The 26,479-nt window shown below is 66.2% G+C and carries 28 protein-coding genes, 1 tRNA gene and 1 pseudogene; 21 read left to right on the top strand and 9 right to left on the bottom strand.

What is annotated here, in order from left to right; all coding sequences use genetic code 11:
* The 3 genes from rplU to obgE all read left to right on the top strand — a co-directional run.
* The coding region (gene rplU / locus ARC20_RS07555) for a 50S ribosomal protein L21 (RefSeq protein ID WP_081418084.1) at positions 1 to 209 on the top strand (209 nt) is incomplete at its 5' end.
* 18 nt (positions 210 to 227) lie between these two features.
* Positions 228 to 485 (top strand): 50S ribosomal protein L27, encoded by a 258-nt coding sequence (rpmA, locus tag ARC20_RS07550; RefSeq protein WP_057646168.1) that lies wholly within the window; start codon positions 228 to 230, stop codon positions 483 to 485.
* Between the two features lie 170 nt (positions 486 to 655).
* The gene (gene obgE, locus ARC20_RS07545) at positions 656 to 1,711 is read left to right on the top strand and encodes a GTPase ObgE (protein WP_057646167.1); all 1,056 of its coding nucleotides are present in this window, start codon (positions 656 to 658) and stop codon (positions 1,709 to 1,711) included.
* Between the two features lie 169 nt (positions 1,712 to 1,880).
* Here the strand turns inward: obgE and rpsT are convergent, their stop codons facing one another.
* Positions 1,881 to 2,150, bottom strand: a complete 270-nt coding sequence (gene rpsT / locus ARC20_RS07540) for a 30S ribosomal protein S20 (protein WP_057646166.1) — start codon at positions 2,148 to 2,150, stop codon at positions 1,881 to 1,883.
* Positions 2,151 to 2,266: 116 nt separating this feature from the next.
* On the opposite strand from rpsT, the gene murJ reads away from it, so the two are divergent.
* The 6 genes from murJ to ARC20_RS07510 all read left to right on the top strand — a co-directional run bounded on the left by murJ (position 2,267) and on the right by ARC20_RS07510 (position 11,715).
* The gene (gene murJ / locus ARC20_RS07535; protein ID WP_057646165.1) at positions 2,267 to 3,871 is read left to right on the top strand and encodes a murein biosynthesis integral membrane protein MurJ; all 1,605 of its coding nucleotides are present in this window, start codon (positions 2,267 to 2,269) and stop codon (positions 3,869 to 3,871) included.
* A 77-nt stretch (positions 3,872 to 3,948) separates the two neighbouring features.
* Positions 3,949 to 4,896, top strand: coding sequence for a bifunctional riboflavin kinase/FAD synthetase (locus tag ARC20_RS07530; protein ID WP_057646164.1), 948 nt, complete (start codon positions 3,949 to 3,951; stop codon positions 4,894 to 4,896).
* The gene (gene ileS, locus ARC20_RS07525; protein ID WP_057646163.1) at positions 4,893 to 7,727 is read left to right on the top strand and encodes an isoleucine--tRNA ligase; all 2,835 of its coding nucleotides are present in this window, start codon (positions 4,893 to 4,895) and stop codon (positions 7,725 to 7,727) included. The genes ARC20_RS07530 and ileS overlap by 4 nt, the downstream gene beginning before the upstream one ends.
* Positions 7,728 to 7,804: 77 nt before the next feature.
* Positions 7,805 to 8,329, top strand: coding sequence for a signal peptidase II (gene lspA / locus ARC20_RS07520; protein ID WP_057646162.1), 525 nt, complete (start codon positions 7,805 to 7,807; stop codon positions 8,327 to 8,329).
* 7 nt (positions 8,330 to 8,336) lie between these two features.
* Positions 8,337 to 9,287 carry a 4-hydroxy-3-methylbut-2-enyl diphosphate reductase gene (gene ispH / locus ARC20_RS07515; protein WP_057646161.1) on the top strand — a complete coding sequence of 317 codons (951 nt, stop codon included), beginning with the start codon at positions 8,337 to 8,339 and terminating at the stop codon, positions 9,285 to 9,287.
* A gap of 112 nt (positions 9,288 to 9,399) precedes the next feature.
* Positions 9,400 to 11,715: an arylsulfatase gene (locus ARC20_RS07510; RefSeq protein ID WP_057646160.1), complete on the top strand. Its 2,316-nt coding sequence runs from the start codon at positions 9,400 to 9,402 to the stop codon at positions 11,713 to 11,715.
* Positions 11,716 to 11,745: 30 nt separating this feature from the next.
* Here the strand turns inward: ARC20_RS07510 and ARC20_RS07505 are convergent, their stop codons facing one another.
* The 4 genes from ARC20_RS07505 to ARC20_RS07490 form a co-directional block, all read right to left on the bottom strand.
* Complete coding sequence (locus ARC20_RS07505; RefSeq protein WP_057646159.1) at positions 11,746 to 12,300, bottom strand: GTP-binding protein; 555 nt, start codon at positions 12,298 to 12,300, stop codon at positions 11,746 to 11,748.
* Positions 12,189 to 13,259 carry a hypothetical protein gene (locus ARC20_RS18260; RefSeq protein ID WP_146165837.1) on the bottom strand — a complete coding sequence of 357 codons (1,071 nt, stop codon included), beginning with the start codon at positions 13,257 to 13,259 and terminating at the stop codon, positions 12,189 to 12,191. Before ARC20_RS18260 ends, ARC20_RS07505 begins: the two co-directional genes overlap by 112 nt.
* 82 nt (positions 13,260 to 13,341) lie before the next feature.
* Positions 13,342 to 13,701 (bottom strand): roadblock/LC7 domain-containing protein, encoded by a 360-nt coding sequence (locus tag ARC20_RS07495; RefSeq protein ID WP_057646157.1) that lies wholly within the window; start codon positions 13,699 to 13,701, stop codon positions 13,342 to 13,344.
* A 74-nt stretch (positions 13,702 to 13,775) separates the two neighbouring features.
* Positions 13,776 to 14,210: a roadblock/LC7 domain-containing protein gene (locus tag ARC20_RS07490; protein WP_237642531.1), complete on the bottom strand. Its 435-nt coding sequence runs from the start codon at positions 14,208 to 14,210 to the stop codon at positions 13,776 to 13,778.
* Positions 14,211 to 14,444: 234 nt separating this feature from the next.
* On the opposite strand from ARC20_RS07490, the gene ARC20_RS07485 reads away from it, so the two are divergent.
* Positions 14,445 to 16,526, top strand: a complete 2,082-nt coding sequence (locus tag ARC20_RS07485; protein ID WP_057646169.1) for a putative bifunctional diguanylate cyclase/phosphodiesterase — start codon at positions 14,445 to 14,447, stop codon at positions 16,524 to 16,526.
* Here the strand turns inward: ARC20_RS07485 and ARC20_RS07480 are convergent.
* Both ARC20_RS07480 and ARC20_RS07475 read right to left on the bottom strand, forming a co-directional pair.
* Positions 16,523 to 16,792, bottom strand: coding sequence for a hypothetical protein (locus ARC20_RS07480; protein ID WP_057646155.1), 270 nt, complete (start codon positions 16,790 to 16,792; stop codon positions 16,523 to 16,525). The genes ARC20_RS07485 and ARC20_RS07480 overlap by 4 nt on opposite strands.
* 58 nt (positions 16,793 to 16,850) lie before the next feature.
* Complete coding sequence (locus ARC20_RS07475) at positions 16,851 to 17,147, bottom strand: hypothetical protein (RefSeq protein ID WP_057646154.1); 297 nt, start codon at positions 17,145 to 17,147, stop codon at positions 16,851 to 16,853.
* A 129-nt stretch (positions 17,148 to 17,276) separates the two neighbouring features.
* Here ARC20_RS07475 and ARC20_RS07470 point away from each other — a divergent pair, with 129 nt between their 5' ends.
* Positions 17,277 to 17,675: a helix-turn-helix transcriptional regulator gene (locus ARC20_RS07470; protein ID WP_057646153.1), complete on the top strand. Its 399-nt coding sequence runs from the start codon at positions 17,277 to 17,279 to the stop codon at positions 17,673 to 17,675.
* 131 nt (positions 17,676 to 17,806) lie between these two features.
* A complete protein-coding gene (locus ARC20_RS07465; protein WP_057646152.1) occupies positions 17,807 to 18,421 on the top strand; it encodes a hypothetical protein in 615 nt (204 codons plus the stop codon).
* Positions 18,422 to 18,428: 7 nt separating this feature from the next.
* Here ARC20_RS07465 and ARC20_RS07460 read toward each other — a convergent pair whose 3' ends face one another.
* Positions 18,429 to 18,815, bottom strand: coding sequence for a YciI family protein (locus ARC20_RS07460; RefSeq protein WP_237642530.1), 387 nt, complete (start codon positions 18,813 to 18,815; stop codon positions 18,429 to 18,431).
* 187 nt (positions 18,816 to 19,002) lie between these two features.
* Between ARC20_RS07460 and ARC20_RS07455 the strand changes: the two genes are divergently transcribed.
* The 7 genes from ARC20_RS07455 (at position 19,003) to ARC20_RS18255 (ending at position 24,777) form a co-directional block, all read left to right on the top strand.
* Complete coding sequence (locus ARC20_RS07455; RefSeq protein ID WP_425478491.1) at positions 19,003 to 19,437, top strand: nuclear transport factor 2 family protein; 435 nt, start codon at positions 19,003 to 19,005, stop codon at positions 19,435 to 19,437.
* A 72-nt stretch (positions 19,438 to 19,509) separates the two neighbouring features.
* Positions 19,510 to 20,037, top strand: coding sequence for a hypothetical protein (locus tag ARC20_RS07450; RefSeq protein ID WP_057646149.1), 528 nt, complete (start codon positions 19,510 to 19,512; stop codon positions 20,035 to 20,037).
* Between the two features lie 134 nt (positions 20,038 to 20,171).
* Positions 20,172 to 21,953 carry a serine hydrolase domain-containing protein gene (locus ARC20_RS07445; RefSeq protein ID WP_057646148.1) on the top strand — a complete coding sequence of 594 codons (1,782 nt, stop codon included), beginning with the start codon at positions 20,172 to 20,174 and terminating at the stop codon, positions 21,951 to 21,953.
* Positions 21,954 to 22,183: 230 nt separating this feature from the next.
* Positions 22,184 to 22,259: transfer RNA gene (locus ARC20_RS07440), tRNA-Thr, on the top strand.
* A gap of 455 nt (positions 22,260 to 22,714) precedes the next feature.
* The gene (locus ARC20_RS18755; RefSeq protein ID WP_237642529.1) at positions 22,715 to 23,092 is read left to right on the top strand and encodes a DUF4288 domain-containing protein; all 378 of its coding nucleotides are present in this window, start codon (positions 22,715 to 22,717) and stop codon (positions 23,090 to 23,092) included.
* A 682-nt stretch (positions 23,093 to 23,774) separates the two neighbouring features.
* Positions 23,775 to 24,038: a hypothetical protein gene (locus ARC20_RS07425; RefSeq protein WP_057646146.1), complete on the top strand. Its 264-nt coding sequence runs from the start codon at positions 23,775 to 23,777 to the stop codon at positions 24,036 to 24,038.
* A 277-nt stretch (positions 24,039 to 24,315) separates the two neighbouring features.
* Positions 24,316 to 24,777 carry a hypothetical protein gene (locus ARC20_RS18255; RefSeq protein ID WP_146165838.1) on the top strand — a complete coding sequence of 154 codons (462 nt, stop codon included), beginning with the start codon at positions 24,316 to 24,318 and terminating at the stop codon, positions 24,775 to 24,777.
* A 205-nt stretch (positions 24,778 to 24,982) separates the two neighbouring features.
* Here the strand turns inward: ARC20_RS18255 and ARC20_RS18250 are convergent, their stop codons facing one another.
* Positions 24,983 to 25,291 carry a hypothetical protein gene (locus ARC20_RS18250; protein WP_146165839.1) on the bottom strand — a complete coding sequence of 103 codons (309 nt, stop codon included), beginning with the start codon at positions 25,289 to 25,291 and terminating at the stop codon, positions 24,983 to 24,985.
* Between ARC20_RS18250 and ARC20_RS18245 the strand changes: the two genes are divergently transcribed.
* Positions 25,285 to 25,983, top strand: coding sequence for an outer membrane beta-barrel protein (locus ARC20_RS18245; protein WP_057646145.1), 699 nt, complete (start codon positions 25,285 to 25,287; stop codon positions 25,981 to 25,983). The two genes, ARC20_RS18250 and ARC20_RS18245, sit on opposite strands and share 7 nt — an antisense overlap.
* Before the next feature lie 168 nt (positions 25,984 to 26,151).
* Positions 26,152 to 26,479: pseudogene (locus ARC20_RS18620) on the top strand (hypothetical protein); the annotation flags it as partial.

The following is a 26,479-nucleotide window of genomic DNA, read 5'->3' as shown; positions in this document are numbered from 1 at the left end:
AGTTCGACAACATCCTGATGCTCGGCGACAGCGACGGCATCAAGATCGGCGACGCCCTGAAGGGCGCCTCGGTCACCGCCAAGGTCGTCTCGCACGGCCGCGCGGACAAGGTGCGCATCATCAAGTTCCGTCGCCGCAAGCACCACATGAAGCGCCAGGGCCACCGCCAGCACTTCACCGAAATCGAAATCACCGGCATCGCCGGCTAAGCCAAAGGAGAATCCGTCATGGCACATAAAAAGGGCGTAGGCTCCTCGCGCAACGGTCGCGATTCCAACCCGAAGTATCTCGGCGTCAAGATTTTCGGTGGCCAGGCCATCGATGCCGGCAACATCATCGTGCGTCAGCGCGGCACCCAGTTCCATCCGGGCGCCGGCGTCGGCCTGGGTCGCGACCACACGCTGTTCGCGCTGGTCGACGGCACCGTTGAGTTCTCGGTCAAGGGCCCGAACAAGCGTCGTACCGTCAGCGTCGTCCAGGGCTGATCCAGCCTGTGACGGAGCCTGCCCGGCTCCGCTGACAACAAGCCCCGCTCCGGCGGGGCTTTTGTTTCTAGGGTGCGACTGCGCCCGCACCGGGGATTGATAATCTCCCCCCGCATCCGCCGGCCCCGATGGGGGCGGCGTTCCAACTCCCGAATCCAGTCCCGTATCCCATGAAACTCGTAGACGAAGCAGAAATCCAGGTGATCGCCGGCAATGGCGGCAATGGCTGCGTCGGCTTCCGGCGCGAGAAGTTCATCCCGCTCGGCGGGCCGGACGGCGGTGACGGTGGCAACGGCGGCAGCGTCTGGCTGCAGGCCGATGAAAACCTCAACACGCTGGTCGACTTCCGCCACGAGCGCATCTTCAAGGCGCAGCGCGGCGAGAACGGCATGGGCCGGCAGATGTACGGCAAGGGCGGCGAGGATCGCGTCATCACCGTGCCGGTCGGCACCGTGGTGATGAATGTCGACACCGACGAGGTGATCGGCGACATGACCCGGCATGGCGATCGCCTGCTGGTCGCCAAAGGCGGCAAGGGCGGCCTGGGCAACATGCATTTCAAGAGCTCGACCAACCGCTCGCCGCGCCAGGCGCTGCCGGGCGAGGAGGGCGAGCAGCGCCTGCTGAAGCTCGAGCTCAAGCTGCTGGCCGACGTCGGCCTGCTGGGCTTCCCGAACGCCGGCAAGAGCACCTTCATCCGCGCGGTGTCCGCCGCGACGCCGAAGGTGGCCGACTATCCGTTCACCACGCTCTATCCGAACCTGGGCGTGGTCAGCGTCGAGGCGCACCGCAGCTTCGTCATCGCCGACATCCCGGGCCTGATCGAGGGCGCGGCCGAGGGCGCCGGCCTGGGCGCGCAGTTCCTGCGCCACCTGCAGCGCACCCGTCTGCTGCTGCACCTGGTGGATGTCTCGCCGATGGAAGGCGGGGTGGAGGGCGTTTCGCCGGCCGAGCAGGTGCGCCTGCTCGAGCGCGAGCTGGAGCGCCACGATCCCGAACTGCTGGCCAAGCCGCGCTGGCTGGTGCTCAACAAGGCCGACCTGATGTTCGAGGACGAGGCCCGCACGGCCGCCGAGCAGGTCATCGCCGAGCTGGGCTGGACCGGCCCGTGGTACCTGGTCTCGGCGCTGGGCCGCGAGGGCACCTGGCCGATCATGAAGGACGTGATGGCGTTCTTCGACCGCCAGCGCGAGGAGGCCGCCGAGCAGGCCGCCAATGCGTCCTGAGCCCGGCACGGGCGTGGCGGATGCATCCCGTGCGTGGTTGCGCGCGGGTTTGGCCTGCGCGCCGCTGGCGCCCTTCTTCGCCGGCGTCCCCTCGCAGGCAACAAAAAACCCGGCCAAGGCCGGGTTTTTGCATGACGCTGAGGGCCAGGCCCCCGGCGTGATTGCCGGATCAGGCGGCCTTGAGGGCCTTGATGCGGGCGGTCAGGCGGCTCTTGTGGCGAGCGGCCTTGTTCTTGTGGATCAGACCGCGCGAGCTGAAACGGTCGAGGATCGGCTGGGCGACGGCGAAAGCGGCTTCGGCGCCGGCGGCATCGTTGGCGTCAAGGGCCTTGATCACCTTCTTGACGGCGGTGCGCAGCATCGAACGCTGAGCCGTATTGCGCGAGTTGCGCACGACGGTCTGCTTGGCGCGCTTCTTGGCGGACTTGATATTGGCCACGGTGGTGGTTTCCTGAAAAATCGGTGTAGTGGAAAAAGCAAGCGCGAAATTATGATCGTCTCAAACATCTACGTCAAGTCGGTTGTCAAGGGGGATGCCCGGTGAGCAAACCCCGCATGTTGAGGGGGCTGCTGTCGTTCAGCAGCATGACGATGGTTTCCCGGGTGCTGGGCCTGGTCCGCGACCAGGTCATCTCCACCCACTTCGGCGCCAACGCCATGACCGACGCCTTCTGGGTCGCGTTCCGGGTGCCGAATTTCCTGCGCCGGCTATTCGCGGAAGGTTCTTTCGCCACCGCCTTCGTGCCGGTCTTCACCGAGGTGAAGGAAACCCGCCCGCACGCGGACCTGCGCGAGCTGATGGCGCGGGTGTCGGGCACGCTCGGCGGGGCGCTGCTGGTGATCACCGCGCTGGGCCTGCTGTTCGCGCCGCAGCTGGCGTGGCTGTTCGGCAGCGGCGCCGGCAGCGACCCGGCCAAGCAGGGCCTGCTGGTCGACCTGTTCCGGCTGACGTTCCCCTTCCTGCTGTTCGTCTCGCTGACCGCCCTGGCGGGCGGCGCGCTCAACAGCTTCCAGCGCTTCGCGATGCCGGCGCTGACCCCGGTCATCCTCAACCTGTGCATGATCGCCGGCGCGGTGTGGCTGGCGCCGCGGCTGGGCAGCCAGCCGGAACAGCAGATCCTCGCGCTGGGCTGGGCGGTGCTGGCGGCCGGCGTGCTGCAGCTGCTGTTCCAGCTGCCGGCGCTGCGCGGCATCAACCTGCTGACGCTGCCGAGTTGGGGCTGGCGCCACCCCGGCGTGCGCAAGGTGCTGACGCTGATGGTGCCGACGCTGTTCGGCTCCTCGGTGGCGCAGATCAACCTGCTGCTGGACACCGTGATCGCCTCGCGCCTGAGCGATGGCTCGCAGTCCTGGCTGTCGCTGGCCGACCGCTTCCTGGAGCTGCCGCTGGGCGTGTTCGGCGTGGCGCTGGGCACGGTGATCCTGCCGGCGCTCGCCCGGCACCACGTCAAGACCGACGGCGAAGGCTTCTCCGGCGCGCTCGACTGGGGCCTGCGCACGACCCTGCTGATCTCCGTGCCGGCCATGTTCGGCCTGGTGCTGCTGGCCGAGCCGTTGATCGCCACGCTATTCCAGCACGGCGCCTTCAGTGCGTTCGATACCCGCATGACCGCCCTGTCGGTCTACGGGCTGAGCTTCGGCTTGCCGGCGTTTGCCCTGCTCAAGGTCGTGCTGCCGGCGTTCTACGCCCGCCAGGACACCCGCACGCCGGTGCGCGCGGGCGTGGCCGCGCTGGTCGCCAACATGGTGCTGAACTTCGTGTTCCTGGCCGTCCTCTACCAGGTGATGGTGCCGCCAGAACTGCGCGCGCTGGGCGTGATGGAGGCGGTGGGCAAGCAGCCTGGCCTGCACCTGGCGCTGGGCATCGCCAGCGCGCTGTCGAGCTACCTCAACCTGGGCCTGCTCTGGTACTGGCTGCACCGCAGCGGGGTATACCAGCGCAAGCCGGGGTGGGGGGCGTACGTGGGCCGGCTGTCGGTCGCGTGCGGGGCGATGGTGGCGCTGCTGCTGGCCCTGCTGTGGTGGCTGCCTTCGTTCACCGAGATGGCCAAGTGGGAGCGGGCCGGCTGGCTGGCCTGCCTGGTGTGCGGTGGCGGCGGGGTATACGTGTCGGTGCTGCTGGCCCTGGGCTTCCGCCCGCGGGACCTGCGCGAGCATTGATAAGCCACCGCCCGGCTATACTTCCCAATCCCCATGAAGACTTTGGCGGCCCCCGGCGGGCCGGATCCGCGAACGGAATGAGCAGGCTATTCAGAGACGTCGAAGGCGGGACGCTGTACCCGGACGGAAGCGTGGTCTGCATCGGCGCCTTCGATGGCCTGCACCTGGGTCACCGTGCGCTGGTGCGCCACGCCGTGGCGCGTGCGCAGGTCCATGGCGTGCCGGCCGTGGCAGTGAGCTTCGAGCCGCTGCCGCGCGAGTTCTTCGCCCCCCACAACCCGCCGCCGCGGCTGACGCTGGCGCGCACCAAGGTCGAGCAGCTGCGCGGCCTGGGCGCCGAGGGCGTGGGCCTGGTGCGTTTCGACGGCAAGCTGTCGGCGCTCAGCGCCGAGGATTTCGTCCTGCGCTGCCTGGTCGGGCGCCTGCGTGCGCGTGAAGTGTGGATCGGCCCGGAATTCCGCTTCGGCCACAAGCGCGGCGGGGATATCGCCCTGCTGCAGCGCATGGGCGCCGAGCACGGATTCACCGCCGGCGAAATCGCCCCGGTCGACCTGCATGGCGAGCGCATCTCCAGCACGCGCATCCGCGAGCTGCTGCGCGCCGGCAATTTCGACCATGCCGGCGAGCTGCTCGGCCGCCCGTACGCGATCGACGGCCGCGTCGTGCGCGGCAAGCAGCTCGGCCGCACGCTCGGTTTCCCGACCGCCAACCTGCGTTTCCCGCATACCCCGGCGCTGTCGGGCATCTATGCGACGTGGGTGCACGGCGTGTTCGACCAGCCGTGGCCGTCGGTGTCCAGCTTCGGCACCCGGCCGACGGTGGCCGGCGTGGAGCCGCTGCTGGAAGCGCACCTGTTCGATTACCACGGCGACCTGTACGGCCGCCACATCGAGGTCGAATTCGTCGCCAAGCTGCGCGACGAAGAGAAGTTCGACGGCCTCCCCGCGCTGACCGCGCAAATGCATCGCGACGCCGAGCAGGCGCGTCGCATCCTTTCCGAACAACGACTGCGAGCCACCGCGTGAGCCAGGACTACAAAGCCACCCTCCAACTGCCGGCGACGGAATTCCCGATGCGCGGCGACCTGCCCAAGCGCGAGCCTTCGATCCTGGCGCGCTGGGAGGAAGAGGGCCTGTACGCCAAGCTGCGCGCGCACGCCGCCGGCCGCCCGACCTTCGTGCTGCACGACGGCCCGCCGTATGCCAACGGCCAGATCCACCTGGGTCACGCGGTCAACAAGATCCTCAAGGACATCATCGTCAAGTCCAAGCACCTGGCCGGCTTCGATGCGCCGTACATCCCGGGCTGGGATTGCCACGGCCTGCCGATCGAGATCGCCATCGAGAAGAAGTTCGGCAAGGTCGGGGTGAAGCTCGACGCGGTCGAATTCCGCCAGAAGTGCCGCGAGTACGCGCGCGAGCAGATCGACCTGCAGCGCCGCGATTTCAAGCGCCTGGGCGTGATCGGCGATTGGGACAACCCGTACAAGACGCTGGACTTCCACTTCGAGGCGAACGAAATCCGCGCGCTGGCGAAGATCGTCGACAACGGCCACCTGAGCCGCGGCGTGAAGCCGGTGCACTGGTGCTTCGACTGCGGCTCGGCGCTGGCCGAGGCCGAGATCGAATACGCCGACAAGGAATCGCCGGCGGTGGACGTGGCCTATGCCGCGCGCGACGCGCAGGCGCTGGCCGCGCGCTTCGGCGTGCAGCTGCCGGCAGGCGTGGAAGTCGCGGTGCCGATCTGGACCACCACCCCGTGGACGCTGCCGGCCTCGCTGGCGGTGAGCATCGGCCCGGAGCTGGAATACGCCCTGGTCGAAGGCCCGGCGCACAACGGCCAGCCGCGCTGGCTGGTGCTGGCCGACGCGCTGGTGGGCAAGGCGCTCTCGCGCTACGGCGTGGCCGGCGAGCCGGTAGTGCACGGCCGCGTGGCCGGCCAGGCGCTGGACGGCCTGCTGCTGGCGCATCCGTTCTATGCCGAGCGCGACATCCCGCTGCTGCTGGGCGACCACGTCTCGGCCGAGGACGGCACCGGCGCCGTGCACACCGCGCCGGGCCACGGCCAGGAGGACTACCAGGTCTCCAAGCAGTACGGCCTGCTGGATCGCTACAGCGCCGCGCAGATCAACCCGGTCGATGGCCGTGGCGTGTACCTGCCTTCGACGCCGCCGTTCGGCGACATCGTGCTGGCCGGCCTGCACATCTGGAAGGCCAACGACGTGATCGTCGAGGCGCTGCGCGCCAACGGCACGCTGCTGGCGACCTTCAAGCTCACCCACAGCTACCCGCACTGCTGGCGCCACAAAACGCCGATCGCGTTCCGCGCCACGCCGCAGTGGTTCATCTCGATGGACCAGGCGAACCTGCGTTCCGACGCGCTCAAGGCCATCGAGCAGGTGACCTGGTATCCCGGCTGGGGCCAGGCGCGCATCGCCGGCATGGTCGAGGGCCGCCCGGACTGGACGATCTCGCGCCAGCGCACCTGGGGCGTGCCGATCGCGCTGTTCGTGCACCGCGAAACCGGCGAGCCGCATCCGCGCAGCACCGAGCTGATGCGCCAGGTCGCCGACCGCGTGGAGCAGGGCGGCGTGGACGTGTGGTATTCGCTGGACGCCGCCGAGCTGCTCGGCGAGGAAGCGCCGCAGTACGACAAGATCACCGACATCCTCGACGTCTGGTTCGATTCGGGCGTCACCCACGAGGCGGTGCTGCGCGAGCGCGGCCTGCCGTGGCCGGCGGACCTGTACCTGGAAGGCTCGGACCAGCACCGCGGCTGGTTCCAGTCCTCGCTGCTCACCGGCGTGGCGCTGGAGCGCCAGGCGCCGTACAAGCAATGCCTCACCCACGGTTTCACCGTGGACGAGCACGGCCGCAAGATGTCCAAGTCGCTGGGCAACGGCATCGAGCCGCAGGACATCATGAAGACGCTGGGCGCGGACATCCTGCGCCTGTGGATCGCCTCGGCCGACTACAGCAACGAGATGTCGCTGTCGCAGGAGATCCTCAAGCGCAACGCCGATGCCTATCGCCGCCTGCGCAACACCGCGCGCTTCCTGCTCGGCAACCTGCATGGCTTCGACCCGGCCGCGCACAGCGTGCCGCTGGCCGAGATGGTCGCGCTGGATCGCTGGATCGTGCACCGCGCCTTCGAACTGCAGGAGCAGATCAAGGCCGCCTACGAGCGCTACGACTTCGCCGCCATCGTGCAGGCGCTGCTGAACTTCTGCAGCGTGGACCTCGGCTCGCTGTACCTGGACGTCACCAAGGACCGCCTGTACACGATGGGCGAGGACTCGCGCGGCCGGCGTTCGGCGCAGACGGCGATGTTCCATGTCGCCGAGGCGTTCGTGCGCTGGATCGCCCCGGTGCTGAGCTTCACCGCCGAAGAGCTGTGGGGCTACCTGCCGGGCACGCGCGAGGAGAACGTGCTGTTCGCCACCTGGTACGAAGGCCTGGCCCCGCTGCCGGTGGACGCGCCGCTCAACGCCGCCGATTTCGACAAGCTGCTGGCCCTGCGCGAGCAGGTAGCCAAGGTGCTCGAACCGATGCGTGCCAACGGCGCGATCGGCGCGGCGCTGGAAGCGGAAATCACCGTGGCCGCCGATGCCGTCAGCGCCGCGCGCTGGCAGCCGCTGGCCGATGAGCTGCGTTTCTTCTTCATCAGCGGCGACGTCAGCGTGACTCCGGCCAGCACCGACGACATCTACGTCAGCGCCGCGCCGACCACCAAGACCAAGTGCGTGCGATGCTGGCACCACCGCGCCGACGTCGGCGTCGATCCGCGCCACCCGGAACTGTGCGGCCGCTGCGCCAGCAACGTCGAAGGTCCGGGCGAGGACCGCCGCTGGTTCTGACCGGCCGTCATCCGCCGACCCCTGGCGCGCCGCGCCGGGGCCGGCTTCACCACCGAATTCCAAGGGCACTCCTGCGCATGACCCCTCGTCCCAAACCCAACGCGTTGATCTGGCTGCTGCTGTCGGTGGTGGTGATCGGCCTGGACCAGCTGAGCAAGGCCTGGGTGCTGAGCAGCCTGCCGGACGTCGACGCGCTGACCGGCCGCTGCACCCGCATCCCGGTGATCCCGGGGTTCTGGGACTGGTGCCGCACCTACAACACGGGCGCCGCGTTCAGCTTCCTCAGTGACGCCGGTGGCTGGCAGATCTGGCTGTTCACCGCGCTGGCAGTGGGCATCAGCGCGCTGATGGCGTTCTGGCTCTCGCGCACCGCGCGCGCGGACTGGCGCTCGGCGCTGCCGTTCGCCCTGGTCGTCGGCGGGGCGATCGGCAACGTGATCGACCGGCAGATCCACGGCCACGTGGTCGATTTCATCCTCTGGTACGTCGGCGACCACATCTGGCCGGCGTTCAACATCGCCGATTCGGCGATCGTCGTCGGCGCCGTGGGCATCGCCCTGTTCGGCATCATGGACGGCAAGTCGAAGCAAAAAGCGGGATAATCGGTACATGGAAGTCCTGCTCGCCAATCCCCGCGGTTTCTGCGCCGGCGTCGACCGCGCCATCGAGATCGTCAAGCGCGCCATCGAAACGCTCGGCGCGCCGATCTACGTGCGCCACGAAGTGGTGCACAACCGCTTCGTGGTCGATGACCTCAAGCAGCGCGGCGCGATCTTCGTCGAGGAACTGGACGAGGTGCCGGACGGCGCCACGGTGATCTTCAGCGCCCATGGCGTGTCCCAGGCGGTGCGCCGCGAAGCCGAGCGCCGCGCGCTGAAGGTGTTCGACGCCACCTGCCCGCTGGTCACCAAGGTCCACCTGGAAGTGGCGCGGCATTGCCGCGCCGGCCGCGACGTGGTGCTGATCGGCCATGCCGGCCACCCGGAAGTCGAAGGCACGATGGGGCAATGGAACCGCGAGGCGGGCGTGGGGCGCATCTATCTCGTCGAGGACATCGACGACGTGGAGAAGCTGGACATCGCCCAGCCGCAGAACCTGGCCTACACCACCCAGACCACGCTGTCGGTGGATGACACCCGCGGCATCATCGACGCCCTGCGCGCGCGCTACCCGGCCATGCAGGGCCCGAAGAACGACGACATCTGCTACGCCACGCAGAATCGCCAAGACGCCGTGCGCGACCTCGCGCGCGAGTGCGACCTGGTGTTGGTGGTCGGTTCGCCGAACAGCTCCAACTCCAACCGCCTCAGCGAACTGGCGCGGCGCGAGGGCGTGGAGTCCTACCTGATCGACGACGCCGACGAGATCGACCCGGCGTGGGTCGCCGGCAAGCAGCGCATCGGCCTGAGCGCGGGCGCTTCGGCGCCGCAGGTGCTGGTCGATGGCGTGATCGCGCGGCTGCGCGAGCTGGGCGCGGGCAATGTGTCCGAGCTGGACGGCGAGCCGGAGTCGATGGTGTTCGCGCTGCCGAAGGAACTGCGGCTGCGGCTGGTCAGCTAGGCGCAAGGCGGCGGCCAGTAGTTTTTCTGTACCGCAGCCAGTAGTTGCACGGGCGAAATCCGCACCAGGCTTTGCTGCAATACCGGACGTTTTCCCTCGTCCGGAGCAGGTCATGTCGGCTGAATTCAAAGGCAGCATCGCGCTGGATGTGCGCGACGCCAAAGCGGATTGGGACAGCTTCCTGTCTCCCAAGGCCCCGGCGGGCGCCCCCAATGTCCTGGTGATCCTTTACGACGACACCGGCCAGGCCACCTGGTCGCCTTACGGTGGCCGGGTGCAGATGCCCACGTTGGACCGGCTCGCGCGCGATGGCCTGGTCTACAGCCAGTGGCACACCACGGCGGTGTGCTCGCCCACGCGCTCGTGCTTCCTCACCGGCCGTAACCACCACGCCAATGGCTTCGGCACCATCGCCGAGTCGGCCATCGGCTTTCCGGGCTACTCGGGTCACATTCCCCTGGAGAACGCGACGCTGGCTTCGGTGTTGCGTGATGCCGGCTGGAGCACGTTCTGGATCGGCAAAAACCACAATGTGCCGGTCGATGCATTCGACATGGGGTCGAGCAAGAAGCGCTGGCCGCTGGGCCTGGGTTATGACCGCTTTTACGGCTTCATCGGCGGAGAGACCAACCAGTGGTATCCGGAGCTGATCGAAGACAATCACTTCGTGGAGCAGCCGTACTCGCCGGACGCGGGCTATCACCTGTCGAAAGACCTGGCCGACAAGGCCATCTCCTACATCCGCGACTCCCGCCAATCACAGCCGGAAAAGCCGTGGTACATGTGGTTCTGCCCGGGTGCCAACCACGCCCCGCATCATGCGCCGCAGGACTACATCGACAAATACAAGGGCCAGTTCGACGACGGTTACGAGGCCTATCGCGAGTGGGTGCTGAAGCGGATGGTCGAGCGCGGGATCCTGCCGGAAGGCACCGTGCTGACACCGATCAATCCGATGAGCGAAGGCAAGTGCCCGCAGGGCGACCTGGTGCGGCCATGGAACACGCTCTCGGATGAGGAGAAGCGGCTGTTCTCGCGCATGGCCGAGGTCTTCGCCGGCTATTCGGAGTACACCGATGCACAGGTGGGCCGGATCATCGATTACCTGGAAGAGTCGGGGCAGCTCGACAACACCCTGGTGATCTATTGCGCCGACAACGGCGCCTCCGGGGAGGGCAGCCCCAGCGGATCGGTCAACGAAAACCGCTTCTTCAACAGCTATCCGGACGACATCAAGCAGAACCTGGCGATGTTCGACAAGCTGGGCTCGCCGGACACCTACAACCACTATCCGACGGGCTGGGCGGTGGCCTTCTCCACGCCCTATCGCATGTTCAAGCGTTATTCCAGCTACGCCGGCGGCACCTGCGATCCGCTGGTGATCCATTGGCCCGCCGGGATCAAGGCCAAGGGGGAAATCCGCCACCAATACCATCACTGCGTGGATATCGTGCCGACCATCCTGGAGTGCTGTGGCGTGCGGATGCCGGACGTGGTGGACGGCGTGAAGCAGCGTCCCCTGGCGGGGGTCTCGATGCGCTATTCGTTCGATGACGCCGGTGCGCCGACCACCAAGCAGACGCAGTACTACGAAATGCTCGCCACGCGTGGCATCTGGCATCAAGGCTGGAAGGCTGCCACGGAACACGCGCCGTTCGTGGATACCGGGCATTTCGAGGAAGAGCCGTGGCAGCTTTTCCATGTCGATGAGGACCGCTCGGAGTCCCGCGACCTGGCCGCCGAGCACCCGCAGAAGGTGAAGGAACTGGTGGCGTTGTGGATGGAGGAGGCGAAGAGGAACGATGTCCTGCCGCTCAACGACCTGGGGCTATTTGCGTTCCGTGAGCTGGAATACAAGGTCAGGCCGCCAGCGACTGGACGGTACGTCTACTACCCCGACACCACCGAGGTGCCCGAAGCCTCGGCCGCGCGAACACTGGGCACCTCCTTCAAGATCCTGGCCGACGTCGAGTTCGGAGCCGGCGCGCAGGGCGTGATCTTCGCGCAGGGCTCGCGCTTCGGGGGGTACACGATGTTCGTCAAGGACAGGCAGCTGACTTTCGTCTACAACTTCCTGGGCATCGAGGAGCAGGTGCTCAAGACGGCGGTGCCGGTCGGGCGGCACGTCGTGGGCGTGGAATTCAAACGCGAGTCGGCGGGCGAATACCAGGAGGGGCTCGGTCCCATGAAGCTGTACGTGGACGAGCATGTGGCGGCCGAAGCCGCATTCCGTACACAGAGCGGCCATTACGCGATCTGTGGCGAAGGGCTGTGCGTGGGGCGCGACAGCGGCGATGCGGTGTCCAGCGCCTATGCACCGCAGTTCGCGTTCACCGGCGGCACCATCGCCAAGGTGGTCTACGATGTCGCCGACGATGCTTACATCGACATGGAACAGCGCTTCGCCGCAGCCCTCGCCCGCGATTGATGCCGGATCGCGCCCCCCTCCGGGGGCGCGTCAGGCCTCCGCCAACAGCTGGCTGCCGGCGTGCCGGCACGAGAGTAGCGCCTTGATCAGGAAATCGACCTGCAGCGGCTCGCGCGCATCGACCTTCAGTACCGGCAGGTTGAAGCCGCGCTGTGCCAGCGCATCACGGAAGCGCACCAGCTCGAAGCCGGGCGTCAGGTCGGCATGGCTCACGCCGACCACGAAGCTGGCCTCCGGCGCCAGCCGCGCGAACTCGCGCAGCAGCGAGGCGATCTCGTCCACCGGCTCGACGTCGCCGGCCTTGACCATCGCGATGATGCCGATGGCGCCCTCGCAGACCATCGGCCACATGAAATCCAGGTAGCGCTGGCCCGGTACGCCGTACAGGTGCAGCAGTTCGCCGCCCTCCAGCTCCACCGAGCTGTAGTCCAGCGCGACGGTGGTGGTGGTCTTGCCGCCGGCGACCGCCTCGCTCATCGGCATGTCGGTGCTGACCGGTTCGGTGTCGGAGATCGCGCGGATGGCGGTGGACTTGCCGGCCCCCATGTTGCCGACGAACACCAGCTTGTTGCCGAATCTATCCATGCGTGACTCCCATCAATCTCAATCCGAAGCGCTTGGCCACGCGCAGGAAAGAACGCATCTGTTCCGGCGCGAAGGATGGACGCGGCGCCGGGGCCGCCGGCGTGCTCCCCCCAAGCCGGGCCAGTCCGCTCAGGCGCACGAGCGCGGCGACCTGCGCCACGCTGGCGCGCGGAATGCCGGTGGCCGCGGCCAGCGCCGCCGGCGACCAGTCTCGCCGCTGCAGGTGGGCGAGCACGGGGCAGCCATTGCGGGTCGGTGGAGGCCGGTTCCAGGTCCGGCCAGGCGGCCAGGCCGAGGCGGCCTTCGTCGGCCTGCAGCAGGGACGGATCCAGCTGCCGCGCGGCGCGCCACCACACCACCTCCAAGGGCCACGCCTCGACCACTTCGGGGGCATGCACGTCCTGCCATTGCGCGGCATCGAGCGGGGTGACCCGCCAGTACGCCGCGTTCGCCGCCGCGACCACCTGCGACAGCGACATGCGCCGCAGCAGGTGCAGGCGGCCCTCCGGGCGATCGGCGACGAGCCGCAGCAGGCCGTTTTCCAGCAGCAGGTAATCCGGCCCGGCGCGATCCAGGCGGATTGCTTCGAGGAACGGCGGCAACGCGGGCAACGCGGCGGCGTCGGGCGCCGGCGCCTGTCGGGGCGACATCAGCAGGCGGCGCACCGCATCGACGATGTCGCGCACGCTGGCGCCATGCGCCAGGTCGCCCGCGCCGGGGTGGCGGCTGATCGCCAGCCACGGCGTGCCATGCGTGCGCGCGGCGGTGATCGCCTGCTGGCCTTCGTCGCTGCCGTCGTGGGCCACGAGCGCGGCCTGGGGCGCGGTGCGCCAGTCCACCACGCTGATTTCCAGCCGGTCGGCCATCAATAGCGAGCAGGCGACTTTCAGTCGCGTGGACGACACCAGGTCCAGGCCGGCGATGGCCAGCTGCAGGCGCGAGGTGAGGGGGGTATTCACGGGGGTGACGCCTCGTAGGATCGCGTACCGGCCGCCGCGTGGCGACGCGCGCCACCCGGCAACCGGTGATGCAGCCGTGGGATCAGCTGAAATCCAGGGTCTTCTCGAAGGCCTTCAGCTCGTGGCGCGCCATCGCCAGGTTGGCGCGCGCGCGATCCAGCACGACGTACAGGAACAGCGAGGCGTTCGATTCGAGCGGGCGGATCAGGTGGTACTGCCGGCCCAGCGTGATCAGGATGTCCTCGATGGTGTCGTCCAGCGAGAGCTGGCTGGCAACCCGGCGCTTGGCGCGCACCACGTCGCTGTTGCCGGCCGCGGCGACGTCCAGGTCGACCTGGTTGCCGCCGATGGTCGCCATCGCCATGCCGCTGTCGCCATCGACCAGCGCCGCGCCGACGAAGCCGGCGATCTGGTCCAGTGCATTGAGTTCGAACTTAGCCATTGTTGCTGCCTTTTTCGTGGGGTAGGGAAGCGCCACCGCCGGCACGCGCCGTCAGTGGCAGACGAACGGGAAAGTCAGGGATGCAGCAGCTGCGCCAGCCGGACGGCGCAATCGCGCGCGGCGAACAGCAGGGTGCCGGTGTTGGTGTCGGGGCTGCCCATCGCCGCCAGCGTCAGGGGGCGTGCGTGTTCGAGGCGGATCAGCACCATGTTGCCCTGGCGGGTGGCGATGGTGGCGTTGTCGGCCGAGGCCAGCCCCAGCTCGCGCACCACGGTTTCGCTGAGGGTGAGCAGTGAGTTGGTCATGGCCGCCAGGCGGCGGGGATCGGCCTTGAGCGTGGACCAATCGGCGACCGCCCGTCCGTCGGCGGTGGCCAGCAGCAGCATCGAGATGCCCGGCGTGCGCGCCACGGTGCGTTCGAATTCGGCGTTGACGAGGGCGGCATCGATCCCGATGCGCTCGCCATCCCCCATGGCACTGACTACTTTTTCGACAGTCGCTGGCTGCACAACACGAACTCCATGTGATAGCCCTCACGATTCTTGTGCCGGGCGAAAAAACGGCGCGAGTATGAGGCATCGATGCGTCATTTTTGGAATCGACGCTGAATGTGGAATCTTTAGGGCTTGTTTCGGGACAATCGCGGCGCGTTGTCGTCAGTGATGCTTGCGGTCCGGTCAAGTTCCGGCCCGCGCGGCCGATATCCGCTGCGATAGCCCTCCCCACGGGCTGTGGCAATGCGCATGGCCGGTACCTACAACGAAGTCCTGGTGTTCTTCTCGCTGCTGGTCGCCGTGCTGGCGTCCTATACGGCGCTGGACATGGCCGGCCGCGTGGCCACCACCGAAGGTGCGGCCGCGCGCTGGTGGTTGGCCGGTGGCGCACTGGCGATGGGGCTGGGCATCTGGTCGATGCACTTCGTCGGCATGCTCGCCTTCAACCTGCCCATCCCGCTGGGCTACGACCTGTTCATCACGCTCTATTCGATGGCCATGGCGATCGCCTCGTCGGCGTTCGCGCTCTGGCTGGTATCACGGCCGGAACTGCCGACGCGGCTGTTGCTGCTGGGCGCGGTGCTGATGGGCGCGGGCATCGCGCTGATGCACTACACCGGCATGAACGCGCTGCGCATGCAGCCGGGCATCGACTACGACCCGTGGTGGTTCGGCGCTTCCGTGCTCATCGCCATCGGGGCTTCCGGCGCGGCGCTGTGGATCGCCTTCCAGCTGCGACGCGGCCATCGCCGGCACGGCCTGCGCCTGCTGGCGGCCTCGGTGATGGGCGTGGCGATCACCGGCATGCATTACACCGGCATGGCGGCGGCGCGCTTTCCCGAAGGCAGCTGGTGCGGCGCGGCGCGCGAGGGCGGCGTGCCGGCCGACTGGCTGGCGATCCTGGTGGTGGTGGTCACCGTGGCGATCATGGGCATCGCGCTGATCGTTTCGGTGCTCGACCGGCAGATGCACCTGCGCACGCACCAACTGGCCAACTCGCTGGCCCAGGCCAACGAAGAGCTGATGCAAGCCGCGCTGCACGACCCGCTCACCCGCCTGCCCAATCGCGTGCTGCTGCAGGACCGCATCGAGCAGGCGATCGAGAAGGCGCACCGCAAGCAGGAACGCTTCGCGGTGATGTTCATGGACCTGGATGGCTTCAAGCGCATCAACGATGCCTTCGGCCACCAGGCCGGCGATGCCCTGCTGGCGGAAGTGGCCGGGCGGGTGCGCGCGCTGCTGCGCAGCCAGGACACGCTTTCGCGGCTGGGCGGCGACGAGTTCGTGCTGGTCGTGCCGACCACCGACCCGGAGGATGCCGCCGTCATCGCCCAGCGCATCATCGATTCGCTGGTGGCGCCGATCCATGTGCAGGGCGTCGAGCTGCAGGTCACCGCGAGCATCGGCATCGCCGTGTATCCGTCCGACGGCAGGCGCGAGCGCGACCTCATGGCGCATGCCGACGCGGCCATGTACCACACCAAGGACAACGGCCGGAACGGCTACACCTTCTTCGCGCCGTCGATGAATGTCAGCGCCCACAAGCAGCTCAAGGTGTTGACCGACTTGCGCCGCGCCATCGAGCGCAACGAGCTGGTGCTGCACTACCAGCCCAAGTTCGCCGCGCCGGATTACCACCTGGCCGGCGTGGAGGCGCTGCTGCGCTGGCAGCATCCCGAGTTGGGCTTGCTCTCGCCGGCGTCGTTCATTCCGCTGGCCGAGCGCAGCGGGCTGATCATCGCGCTGGGCGAATGGGTGCTGGAGGAGGCGTGCCGGCAGATGCGTGCCTGGCAGGACGAGGGGCGGGCGGTGCCTAGCGTGGCGGTGAACCTTTCGCCGCTGCAGTTTTCCTCGCCGACGCTGGTGGGCATGGTGCGCGACGTGCTCGTCCGCCACCGCCTGGAGGCGTCCTGCCTGACGCTGGAGATCACCGAAACCACCGCGATGCGTGATGCCGAGACCAGCCTGGACATCCTCGACCAGCTGACGCTGATGGGGGTGCATATCGCCATCGACGACTTCGGCACCGGTTATTCGAGCCTGCTGTACCTCAAGCGCCTGCCTGCCACCGAGCTGAAGATCGACCGCGCCTTCATCCGCGAGCTGGAGAGCAACCCGGAAGACGCCGCGATCGTGGCGTCCATCGTCGCCCTGGGCAAGACGCTCAACCTGCGCGTGGTGGCAGAAGGCGTGGAGACCGCCGGGCAGCGCGAACACCTGCGCCGGCTGGGCTGCGATGTCTACCAGGGGTACCTGCTGGGCCGGCCGGTGGAGGCGGGTCAGCTCGCCCGCACGCCACTGGACGCGATGCCGCTGCAGGCCGTCGGTTAGCCGTCCTGCCCGGTGTCCTCGCGCCGCGGCCGGCCGAAGGGCTGGTGCGAGCGCGGGCGCAGCGGGCGGGTGAGCTCGCGGAACTCGGCCATGCACATCGGTCCGCGCAGACGGTCGGGGTGGCGTTCGGCCAGGCGGTCCATGCGTTCAGAGGCCCGCTGCAGGCAGCACGGGCCGATCATGCCCAGCAGGTGGCCACCCTCACGCAGGCGCAGTTCCAGAAGTTGGGAGCAGAAGTTGCGGCACAACTCACAGGTACGCTTCATCGAAAATCATAATGTCAGTCATGACTGAAAGTTTATTCAGCACTGACTGATAAATCCATCACGACTGAAAGTATTCCCCCGCTGCATCCCGATACGGCTGCAGGCGCGCGCCCAGCGCCTCGTAGGCGAACACCCAGCAGGCGGTGATGCTGGACATCGACAGGGCGATGGTGCCCAGCTGCGGATGCTCCCCCAGGTAGCTTTCCCGTTCGCCGAGATCCACGTGGCGGTTGACGCGCAGGTGCTCAAGCAGGTCCGCGGCCGCGAACCAGCTCACTTCCTCACCATGGGTGAAGCCGTGCGCCCGGGCGAAGTCACCCAGGATGTTGGTGGACAGGGGAGTGGATCGGGCCATGGTATGTGAGCGCTAACATGCAGTGCATCGGCATGGTGCCTCAGCCCCCTATGGGCAGCAAGCGCCATGACGCGTGTTGTGACGGAAGTCGATGGTATAGTTTTCCGGGGCGCTGTACGCGGGGAATCGATGTCCGAATTCGGCAAAAGCAAGGTGGCTGCCTTCATCACGGCGGCGATCGAGAGAAGCAGCAAGACCCAGCTGGAGATTTCCGCCGAGGCCGGGTTCCCCCGGTCCAGCGTGTTGTCCATGATCAAGCAGGGGCAGACCAAGATGCCCCTGGCCCGCATCCCGCAGATGGCCCGGGCCCTGGAAGTGGACGAGGTCGAGTTCTTTCGGCTGGCGATGGGCGAGTACATGCCCGAGCTGCTGCGGATCTGCGACCAGATGTATGCCTGCCAGCGCCTGACCGAAGACGAGGTCGCGCTGCTGTGCGAGGTACGCAAGGGCATGAACGGCCACGGGGTGCGGATGACCCCCCGGGTGCGGGCCGCGCTGGCGCGGTTCCTGGAAGAGGCGCTGGACTGAGCCGCCGTGGTGGCCCGCGGGGGCTACCAGTAGATTTTCTGAGGCCTGCCCAGTAGTTGCACGGGCGCGCCGGTGCGCATGGCTTGCTGCAATAGCTCCTGGACCCCTCCCGGGTCGTTCAGGAGATCACCATGCGCTCGTTTCCCCTCTCGTCCACCCTCACCGGCCTGGCCATCGCGCTGGCCATGGCCGCCTGCAGCAGTACGCCCGCAGCCGATTCCGCCGCTCCCACGGCGCCGGCCAGCACCGGTCCGTTTACCGCCGGCGCCAACAGCGTGACCCTGGAGGGCACCATCGCGGCGGTCGACAAGGCCACCCGGACGGTGACGATCAACGGCCGCGACGGCGCGGTGCTGGAATTCGTGGCCAGTGATGCGGTGCGCAACTTCAACCAGCTCAAGGTGGGTGACAAGGTGGCGCTGGACTACGAAGAGGCCGTGGCGCTGGAACTCCAGCCGGCCGGCAGCGCCCCGGTAGGCGTGAGTTCCTCGCAGGGCGGCTCGGTGGCCGCGCCCGGCAGCCGGCCGGGCGGCGCGATGTCGCGCACCGTCAGCGTGGTGACCGAGGTAGTGGCGGTGGATCCGGTCGCCAACACGATCGCCCTGAAGGGGCCGCGCGGCAATACGCAGATCATCGCCGTGGAGCGCGAAGACCTGCGCGCGCGCCTGCCCAACGTGAAGCGGGGCGACCTGCTGCGGATCTCCTACACCGAGGCGGTGGCCTTGGCGATCCGCCCGGCGCCCTGACCCGGCGTCAGGCCACGCCCAGCTTGCCGCGCAGGCCCTCGTGGGGCGGCGCGGCGAGCTCTTCTGGCGTCAGGAACTCGGCCAGGTCCTCGGCCTCGTAGAACGGACGGATTTCCAACTCGCTGCGGCCGGGCAGGGGATGGGGCGAGCGCCGCGCCCAGGCCAGTGCCTCGTCCATGTCCTTGACCTCCCAGATCGAGAAGCCGGCGATGAGCTCGCGGGTTTCGGCGAACGGGCCGTCCACGACGGTGCAGCGCTCGCCCTCGAAGGTGACGCGCTTGGCCAGCGGGCCATTCTTCAGGCCGGCGGCGGCGACCAGGATGCCGGCCTGCACCAGTTCTTCGGTGAAGCGGTCCATGGCGGCAAACGCCTCGGCCGCGGGCGGGGCGCTCATGTCCAGCCCTTCGATGGTCTTTGCGAACACCATGACGCGCATGGGGATTCTCCGATGGGTGCCGCCGGGGTGGCGGCTCATGGAGGCGACGGATGGATGGTCGGGGAATCGACAGGCCGGTCCTCTGCTAACGTCAGCCACCGGCCGTCGGGCCAAGGCGCAGGAGTTGTCGATGTCCATGATGGGGATGATGTTTCTCGCCGCGTCCAGCCTCGCCGCCGCCCCTCCGGCCGGCGGTGATGAAGCGACGCGCGCGGCGATCGAGGCGACGTGTTTCGACTATGTCGATGGGCAGCTGGAGGGCGACCCGGCGCGCGTCGCGCGTTCGCTGCATCCCGACCTTGCCAAGCGGCGCGTGCTGGGCGACACGCCGGACGAGCGCCTTGGGCTGCGCCGGATGAGCAGGGAGGAACTGGTCGAGCTGACCCGGCAGGGCGCGTTGAAGACGCCGAAGGAAGCATGGAATCGCTCGTGCACGGTGCTGGATGTCGCCGGCAACGTGGCGGCGGTGCGCGCGGAGACGACCTGGTTCGTGGACTTCTTCCACATGGGGAATTTCGACGGGCGCTGGGTGATCGTCAATGCGCTGTGGTATTCGAAGCCGAAGCCGAAGCAGGACTAGTCGACGCGCCCCCGCGCGTGGCGTCTGCGGATATGCCAAGCTTGATGCCAGTCCGGGCATGGAGGCGGAAGGATGAGGCGGTTCGCGTACCTGTGGGTGCTGTTCTCGCTTGTTTCCGGATCCCTCTCGGCCCAGTCGCAAGAGGCGCGCTTTACCTCCGCCGCGCCATCGCCGCTTAAGCGCTCGGTCTTCATCGCGCCCAACGAGACGCGATTCTCCGGGAGCGCACAGATCACCGGGAGGTTCGAACTGATTCGCGAGCCGGGAGGCGAGGGATTGGCGGGAGTGAGCCGGGTGATGTTCAAGCCTGACGCCGATAGCCGGCGCGTGCTGCCCCATGAGGTCGCGACGGGGCCTGTCCGTAAGTTATGGATCCGGAACACCGATGAGGCCATCAGCGCGCTGCTGCCGCCTGCGCAGAGGAAGGATCTCTCGTCTGGTGCCAGGAAACTGACAGGCACGGCGACCATCGTCATCCGTTCGTATCGCTCGGCGGCCGATTGCGATCAGCGGGGATACGACGCGTTATTCGTTTCGTTGGTGGGGGCACCAGGTGATGCCGTCGCTGTTTCCGATGTGGACGAGGTATCGACGTGCTGATCGGGTGACGCGCTTCTACTCTGGGTCCGCGGAAGCGATCCGCTACATCGGAGGCTGTCTGTGATGGGAAGCGACGGGGCGTAGCGGGTTTACGGTTTCAATCATGTCAGGCATCTGGTGATTTGGAGAGAATCATGCGGCGTCGCACGTTCGTCGGTGGAACCATTGCGAGTGCCTTGGCGGCTCTTGCGTGCAGCAGGGGCCTTGCCGGGAATCCTGCCCCGAATACCCAGATCGAGCGGTATCGCGCACTGATCCGAAAAGGCATCGCCGACCACAAGCTCACCGGCGTCAGCGCCGCACTGGTCAGGGATGGGAAGCTGGCATGGGCAGAAGGTTTCGGCCTCGCCGACCGGGAGCGCGGGTTGCCGATGACAGCGGACACGATTGTAGGCATCGGCTCGGTGACCAAGACTTTCACCGCACTCGCGCTGATGCAGTTGCATGCACAAGGTCAAATCGACATCGATCAGCCGATTGCTGCGTATGTCCCCGAACTGCATATCGGGGCTCGCGGCGCTGACCTGGCGCAGGTCACCGTGCGATCGATCATGAACCACACCTCTGGCTTGCCATCGGATGTATTCAAGAACACCGGCTTGGAGACCGGCGACTACACCAGTGTGGTCGGCCTGTTGAACGAAACACAGCTCGCCGCCTGGCCGCAGACCATCGGGCTGTATTCCAATATCGGCTACAGCGTCCTCGGCAATGTCATCCGCAATGTCAGCGGGCAGGCATACCCGGATTATGTGAGGGCCCGTATCATGGAACCGCTGGGGATGGCGCGCTCCGGTTTCGTCACCGACTCGGCGCTGCCGCCCAGGACCCAGCTCTATTATCAAGATGGCCGCCGCACCCCGCCTTTGGAGTTGCGTGACCAGCCGGCGGGGGGAATGTATTCCGACGTAAGCGACATGGCGCGCTATGCGATCGCGATGATGGAAGCTTGGCGGGGAAGCGCCGGGCTGCCCATCGATCCCGCCTCGGTTCAAACCATGTTTCGTCTGTCGAATGCCGATATTCGCGTGGAGACCAACAAGAAGGGCCTCGGCTGGTTCATGTTCCAGGCCGGCGACGCCTTTGCCATGTATCACGCTGGCAGCACGGGTTTCGCGAACGCGGCACTGCTATTGCTTCCGCAGGAGCGGATAGCGGCGGTCATTCTCGTCAACACGGTGGGAGGCAATGTGCTGGCTAACGATTTTGCGTTCCGCGTCCTGGAGGATGGTGGGCTCAAGACTGCAGACATCCGGCCGGCCCCGCATCTTCCGTCTCCCAGCCAGGATGCCGTGCCGACAAGGCTGCCATTGAAGGTGCTCGACTCGCATGTCGGGGACTATGCCCGTAAACGAACGTTTGCCAGTATTACGCGTGACGGCCACGACCTGCTGTTGAAGACGCCGGATGGCGTGCTGCGATTGCAAAGCGTCTCCGATGGCAGCTTCAAGCCCTACGTGCAAACTGATCACGACCATTTGCAGCCCGTCGCGGGCGAGCGGTATCGCTTCGCCGACGTTGGGCCCTACCACGTGCTGTTTGTCCAATCAGCGGAAGACGGTGAATACCAGGCGGGTTATCGCATTCCTCCGCACCCGCTCGACGCCAGCTGGAAGGCGCGCCTTGGCCGTTACGAGCATTTCGGCTACCAGGTTCCCGGAGCGGAGCAAATCCTGGCAGCGCAATTCGATATGGTTGATGGCCGGCTGCCGCGTATGCAATTGGTCTACAACACCGGGACTTATACGTACCCCTTGATCGTGACTTCGCCCGACCAAGCGATCACCGGTGGCCTTGGACCCGAAACGACGGGTGAGACCGTCCGCTTCATGGATGAAGATGGCGTCGTGAATTACTCCGGCCTGACCTTTCGCCGTGTCCAGGCCGCGCGGAACACAACGACAGAGAGAAGCTAGCGCAATGTACTGCCTCGGGCGCACTCGGCTGGGTGGTTCCGCCTTCTGGCGGCAGCCCGTCGAGGAGACGGCGCCTGACGGGAGGCCGAAGGACTCGTGAGCCTCGTCCCTCGCGCTGGCGGCTGGGCGGCACAGGGGCGGAGGCGAGCGCCCGGACCGGCTGGCGGTCCTCGACCCGGCCATGGTCCGAATTGACCGCAGGCCCGCATCGAACCTACAATTCGCGGCTCGCCGGAATAGCTCAGTTGGTAGAGCGGCGCATTCGTAATGCGTAGGTCGCAGGTTCGACTCCTGTTTCCGGCACCATCAAGTCCAAAAGCCCGCGCAAGCGGGCTTTTGCTTTCAGGGGCTTCCGTGGCCCGCGACTTGGATGCGGATGATCCTTGTCCGGGCATTGGACTGCGGGCCGTCCTAAGTTGGCTTCAGCGCCACTTATGACTTTAAGCCCCAATGACAGCCGTCCTCACTAAGCGCATCGTCGCCATCAGCGAACCCAGGGATCGCCCCTATGAGCTCAGGGGCGCACAGGTGCGTGGCCTGCTGCTGCGCGTGCAGCCTCAGGGCCCAAGGCTTGGATCGTCACCTGGGCGCATGGCAAGCGTAGGACCTTGGGGTCGGTCGAGCACGTGACGCTGGAACAGGCTTCGCGAGCAAGCCAAGCTGGCAGTTGCTGAATGCGTTCATTCGAGCTTGCCCGCGCTTGCGAAGTCGAAACCCCAAAGCTGCACGCTCCGGGCACTGCTTGATGACCATTTCGAGCCATGGGCAAAGATGGAACTCAAGGGCGGCAAGAAGTACATAGACCGCATCCGGTCAACTTTTCCTTGGCTGCTGCGCGGCAAGTCATCGAAACCGACGTCCCAAAGCAACCGCAGCACCTGATTTCGGCGTCAAATCGGCCGAATATAATGATGCTTGGAGGGAATATGTACTATAGCGCCCATGCGATATTTTATTTTAAGGTCGATGATCAAGAATCCTTCCTCATACAAGAGAACGTCTATTTGGTAAAAGCGGACGACGACCGGGTCGCGATGGATTTGGCTGTGTCGATTGCGATCGAAGACCAGGATCTGAATGAAGATGGTCATCTCGAGCTTAACGGTAAAAAGGCGCAGCTAGTGTTCGCTGGAATTTGAAAGCTTATCGCGTTTAGCGCGGCATCGGAAAATGGAGTGGAGCCCGGCGTAGAGTTGACGTACTCCGTAATGGAAGTGGACACGCTGAATGAGGTTGATGCGCTGGTCAGAGGTGAATTCGTTAATGTCCTTTATCGCGAGTAGTGCATTAATGATTGCGGACAATCGTGGGCACTTCAGTTTGGCTGGTTTATGTCACTTGTGAAGCAGGTGGCTGGAATTTTGTGCTGGGGAACTCATGTGGTTGAGTCGTCCGCATCTACTATTAAGTGGTGCGCGTTGGCTTGACGCTGCGGGCTGCCAATCGGCTTAGATGGGGCTTGATTGCCCCCGTGCCACCCGGCTAGGGCTTCGGGTCGCGCTCGTTAGCGGCAAACGGTTCGTCCCCGGCATTCGCCGGCTCGGTCCGGGCTGGCCCGGCATAGCCGGAGCAGGGCTGGGGTACCCAGGCGCATTCGTAATGCGTAGGTCGCAGGTTCGACTCCTGTTTCCCGCACCGAGTCGCTGAATCCGTCCCTCGAGCCCGGGGCCGTCATGTGATCAAGGTTGTCGCCTCTTGACTGCTTGGCGGGCGCTGAGGCAGCGAGCGCGCTACAGTCCGCTTTCGACCCATGGCGGACCTTTGGCGCGAGGGCTCCACCTTCGTGCAATGATTGTCAGGCTCAATCAAGGTTCTTGCCCGATGGACATAGTCAACGTACTTAGATGGATCTTCGCAGCTATTATATTTTCCGCGCTGGCCTACCTTCCTTGGCACTACTGGGAGCTCGCTCAGCTCGTCATGCACGGCGAAGCGCCTGAAGGCACTATGGGTATCTACGCAAGCAATGCCCAGAGCATCTGGTGGCTCATGGGGCTAGGAATGATCATTTGGGTGCCGTTGTCGCTGGCGCTGGCGGTCTGGGCTTCTTGGGCATTTATGCAGCTAACCCGGCGAGAGCAATAGGCCTGGCATACATCCTTGTTCTGATCAGTTCCTCATTGCATTCTCCGCTTCCATTATGTGGAGCCACTCATGTGGAATGCGAGTCAGGCCAGAAGCCCGCGGTCGAAAGCATTGCGCCACGGGAATTTGTGAGTCGTATCTCGGAATTGGGAATTCGATGAGCTGGCCGCAGTCGCTTAGCTGATAAGGTTCGAGTCTTCTAAATGTATTGCCACTTGGCCGTCTTGCAGAGGCAGCGTGGACGTAATTGCTGCCCATTTACTCAAGGAGGGGGACGGTGACCGATCCATACAACAGTGGTAGTCCCATCGCGCCGATCTCTGAAGAGGCGCGGCAAAAAAATGTTTCGTCTCGACGGGCAACCGGGCGTCCGCGGACATCCCCAGAGAAAAAGCGCTCGACATTCTTGGATCTTCTTCCCCTGTGGAACATTGTCGCGCTGGTAGTGGGATTGATCTGGGCTGTCAGTACGACTCGAGCAGGCATCGGAGTGCTGGTTACGGTTTATGGGCCCTTGGCTTTGGCCGTCATCTCTGCTGCGTGGATATCGAGCGGATGGTTTTCCCTAGTTGTGCGGGGGCTGAACGCGCTTCTTGCGATCGTGGTGGCAATCAATCTTCTGAAGTACATCGGCGTTGGAATTTTCACTGGGAACATGTTTTTCTTCTTTTCTTTGTCAGTGTTCATTCCGATCCTGAACGCATTGTTCCTGAGGCCGGCGGAGAAATCGCAGTCTTAGCAGCAACCTGCCTCTCCGAAGTCTTTCAGGATGATTCGGACCAGTCGGCAGCACGTCGCGAGTCCCCCCATGGACTCCCGAAAATGCAGCGATTCGAGCGTCTGCGACTCCTGTTTCCGGCACCATCAAGTCCAAAAGCCCGCGCAAGCGGGCTTTTGCTTTTCCGGCGGTGAACCACGGGCCGCCACTGTCAGCCGCGCTTGGATCACGCCCCGCATTGTGGTTCGACGCACAAATGCGCGACGCCGAAGGCGGAAACCCCGATCCAGACCGCCATCGCGCTTGACACCCGAAACCGGCCAACAAAAGATTCGCGCCGACCAAGGAAGGCCAAGGTTCCCTTTCGTTCGAAAACGGCATGGACGTCGTATCTCGCGTTCGCGTGCGCGTTTCCCGCGAACTGGAACTTCCCCCACACCTTCCCCAGGCAGCCGTGCCTGTCCCGGCTGTCTTCAAGTCCTGCGCGCAGGTCGGCGCGTGGACATTCATCCACAGGGGAAATACGCAATGCCATCTGGTTTCATCCGTTGCCTGCCGCTGCTGCTGGGCGCCGTGGCGCTCCATGCCCATGCCCAGGCCGTCTCGCCCGCCTGGACGTCGTATCGCGAAGGCACCCAGGCCGCCTCGCCCAATGCGGCGCCTGCGCCCGCGCAGCCCGCCACGCCCATCACCGCGCCGCCACCGGCCTACCAGCCGCTGCACCGGCAGGACCGCGATCTTGACGGCTTCTTCGTCGGCGCCCAGGCCGGTCAGGGCTGGGTCTATGAGGACGTGGACCAGGACGCCTTCGCGGTCAGTGCCGGCTACCGCTGGCAGGCCGGTCCTTACGTGCTGGTGGGCGTCGAGCTGACCAGCGGCGTGCTCAATGATGCCGAAGACACCTGGTACCGCTACGCGAAGGTGAACTACGGCGGGGTAGGGGCGAACGCCCGGTTCAATTTCGGCCGCAGCCCGTGGTTCGCCGCCGCACGCCTTGGCTATTTCAGCGCCGATCCGGACGGCGAGGACGACGACGGTAGTTTCGATGGCGTCTACGCAGGCCTGGGCATCGGCGTGGATGCCGGGCGGCACTTCAGCTTCAGCCTCATGTACACCGGCTTCTTCTACAGCAGCACCTACTACTACCGCTCCTACAACTACTCCGAGTACGGCACCGAGGTGAACCGGGCCGACCTGGTGACGGTGGGGGTCGAAGCCCGGTTCTGAGCCTGGCCCGCCCTGAAACGCCGGAGGCCCGCGCAAGCGGGCCTCCTTCTTTCCAGTCGCCACACAACGGCGCAGGGCCGTGCGCGCTCCACCAGTAGTTTTTCCGATGCGGCCGCCGGTGGCGGGGTCCTAGGCTGCCGAGGTCTTCCTTGGACGAGGATTCGCGCCATGACCGCCAAACCCTTTCGCACGGGGTTGTCGCTGTTGATCTGCAGCATCCTGCTCACCGCCTGCCAGCGCCCGCCCGCCGAGCCGGCAGCCGCTCCCGCGTCGGCGCCCGCTGCCGACCAGGCGACCCCACCCGCTGCCCCGGCACCCGCACCGGCCGCCGCCCCGGCCGCCGCCCCGACGCCCGTCCCCGGCGCCCCCGTGGTGACCCCGGACAACTTCATCCGCGCCGAATCCGATACCTACATGGCCAACCTCGCCAAGGAAGCCGGTGGCATCGGCAAGCTGTTCCATCATCGCGAGCCGGCCTCCGTCGACCACCAGACCG

This window comes from Stenotrophomonas panacihumi, assembly GCF_001431645.1.
In the GTDB taxonomy this organism is placed as follows: domain Bacteria; phylum Pseudomonadota; class Gammaproteobacteria; order Xanthomonadales; family Xanthomonadaceae; genus Stenotrophomonas_A; species Stenotrophomonas_A panacihumi.
This window is presented reverse-complemented; position numbering and strand designations above follow the sequence as displayed.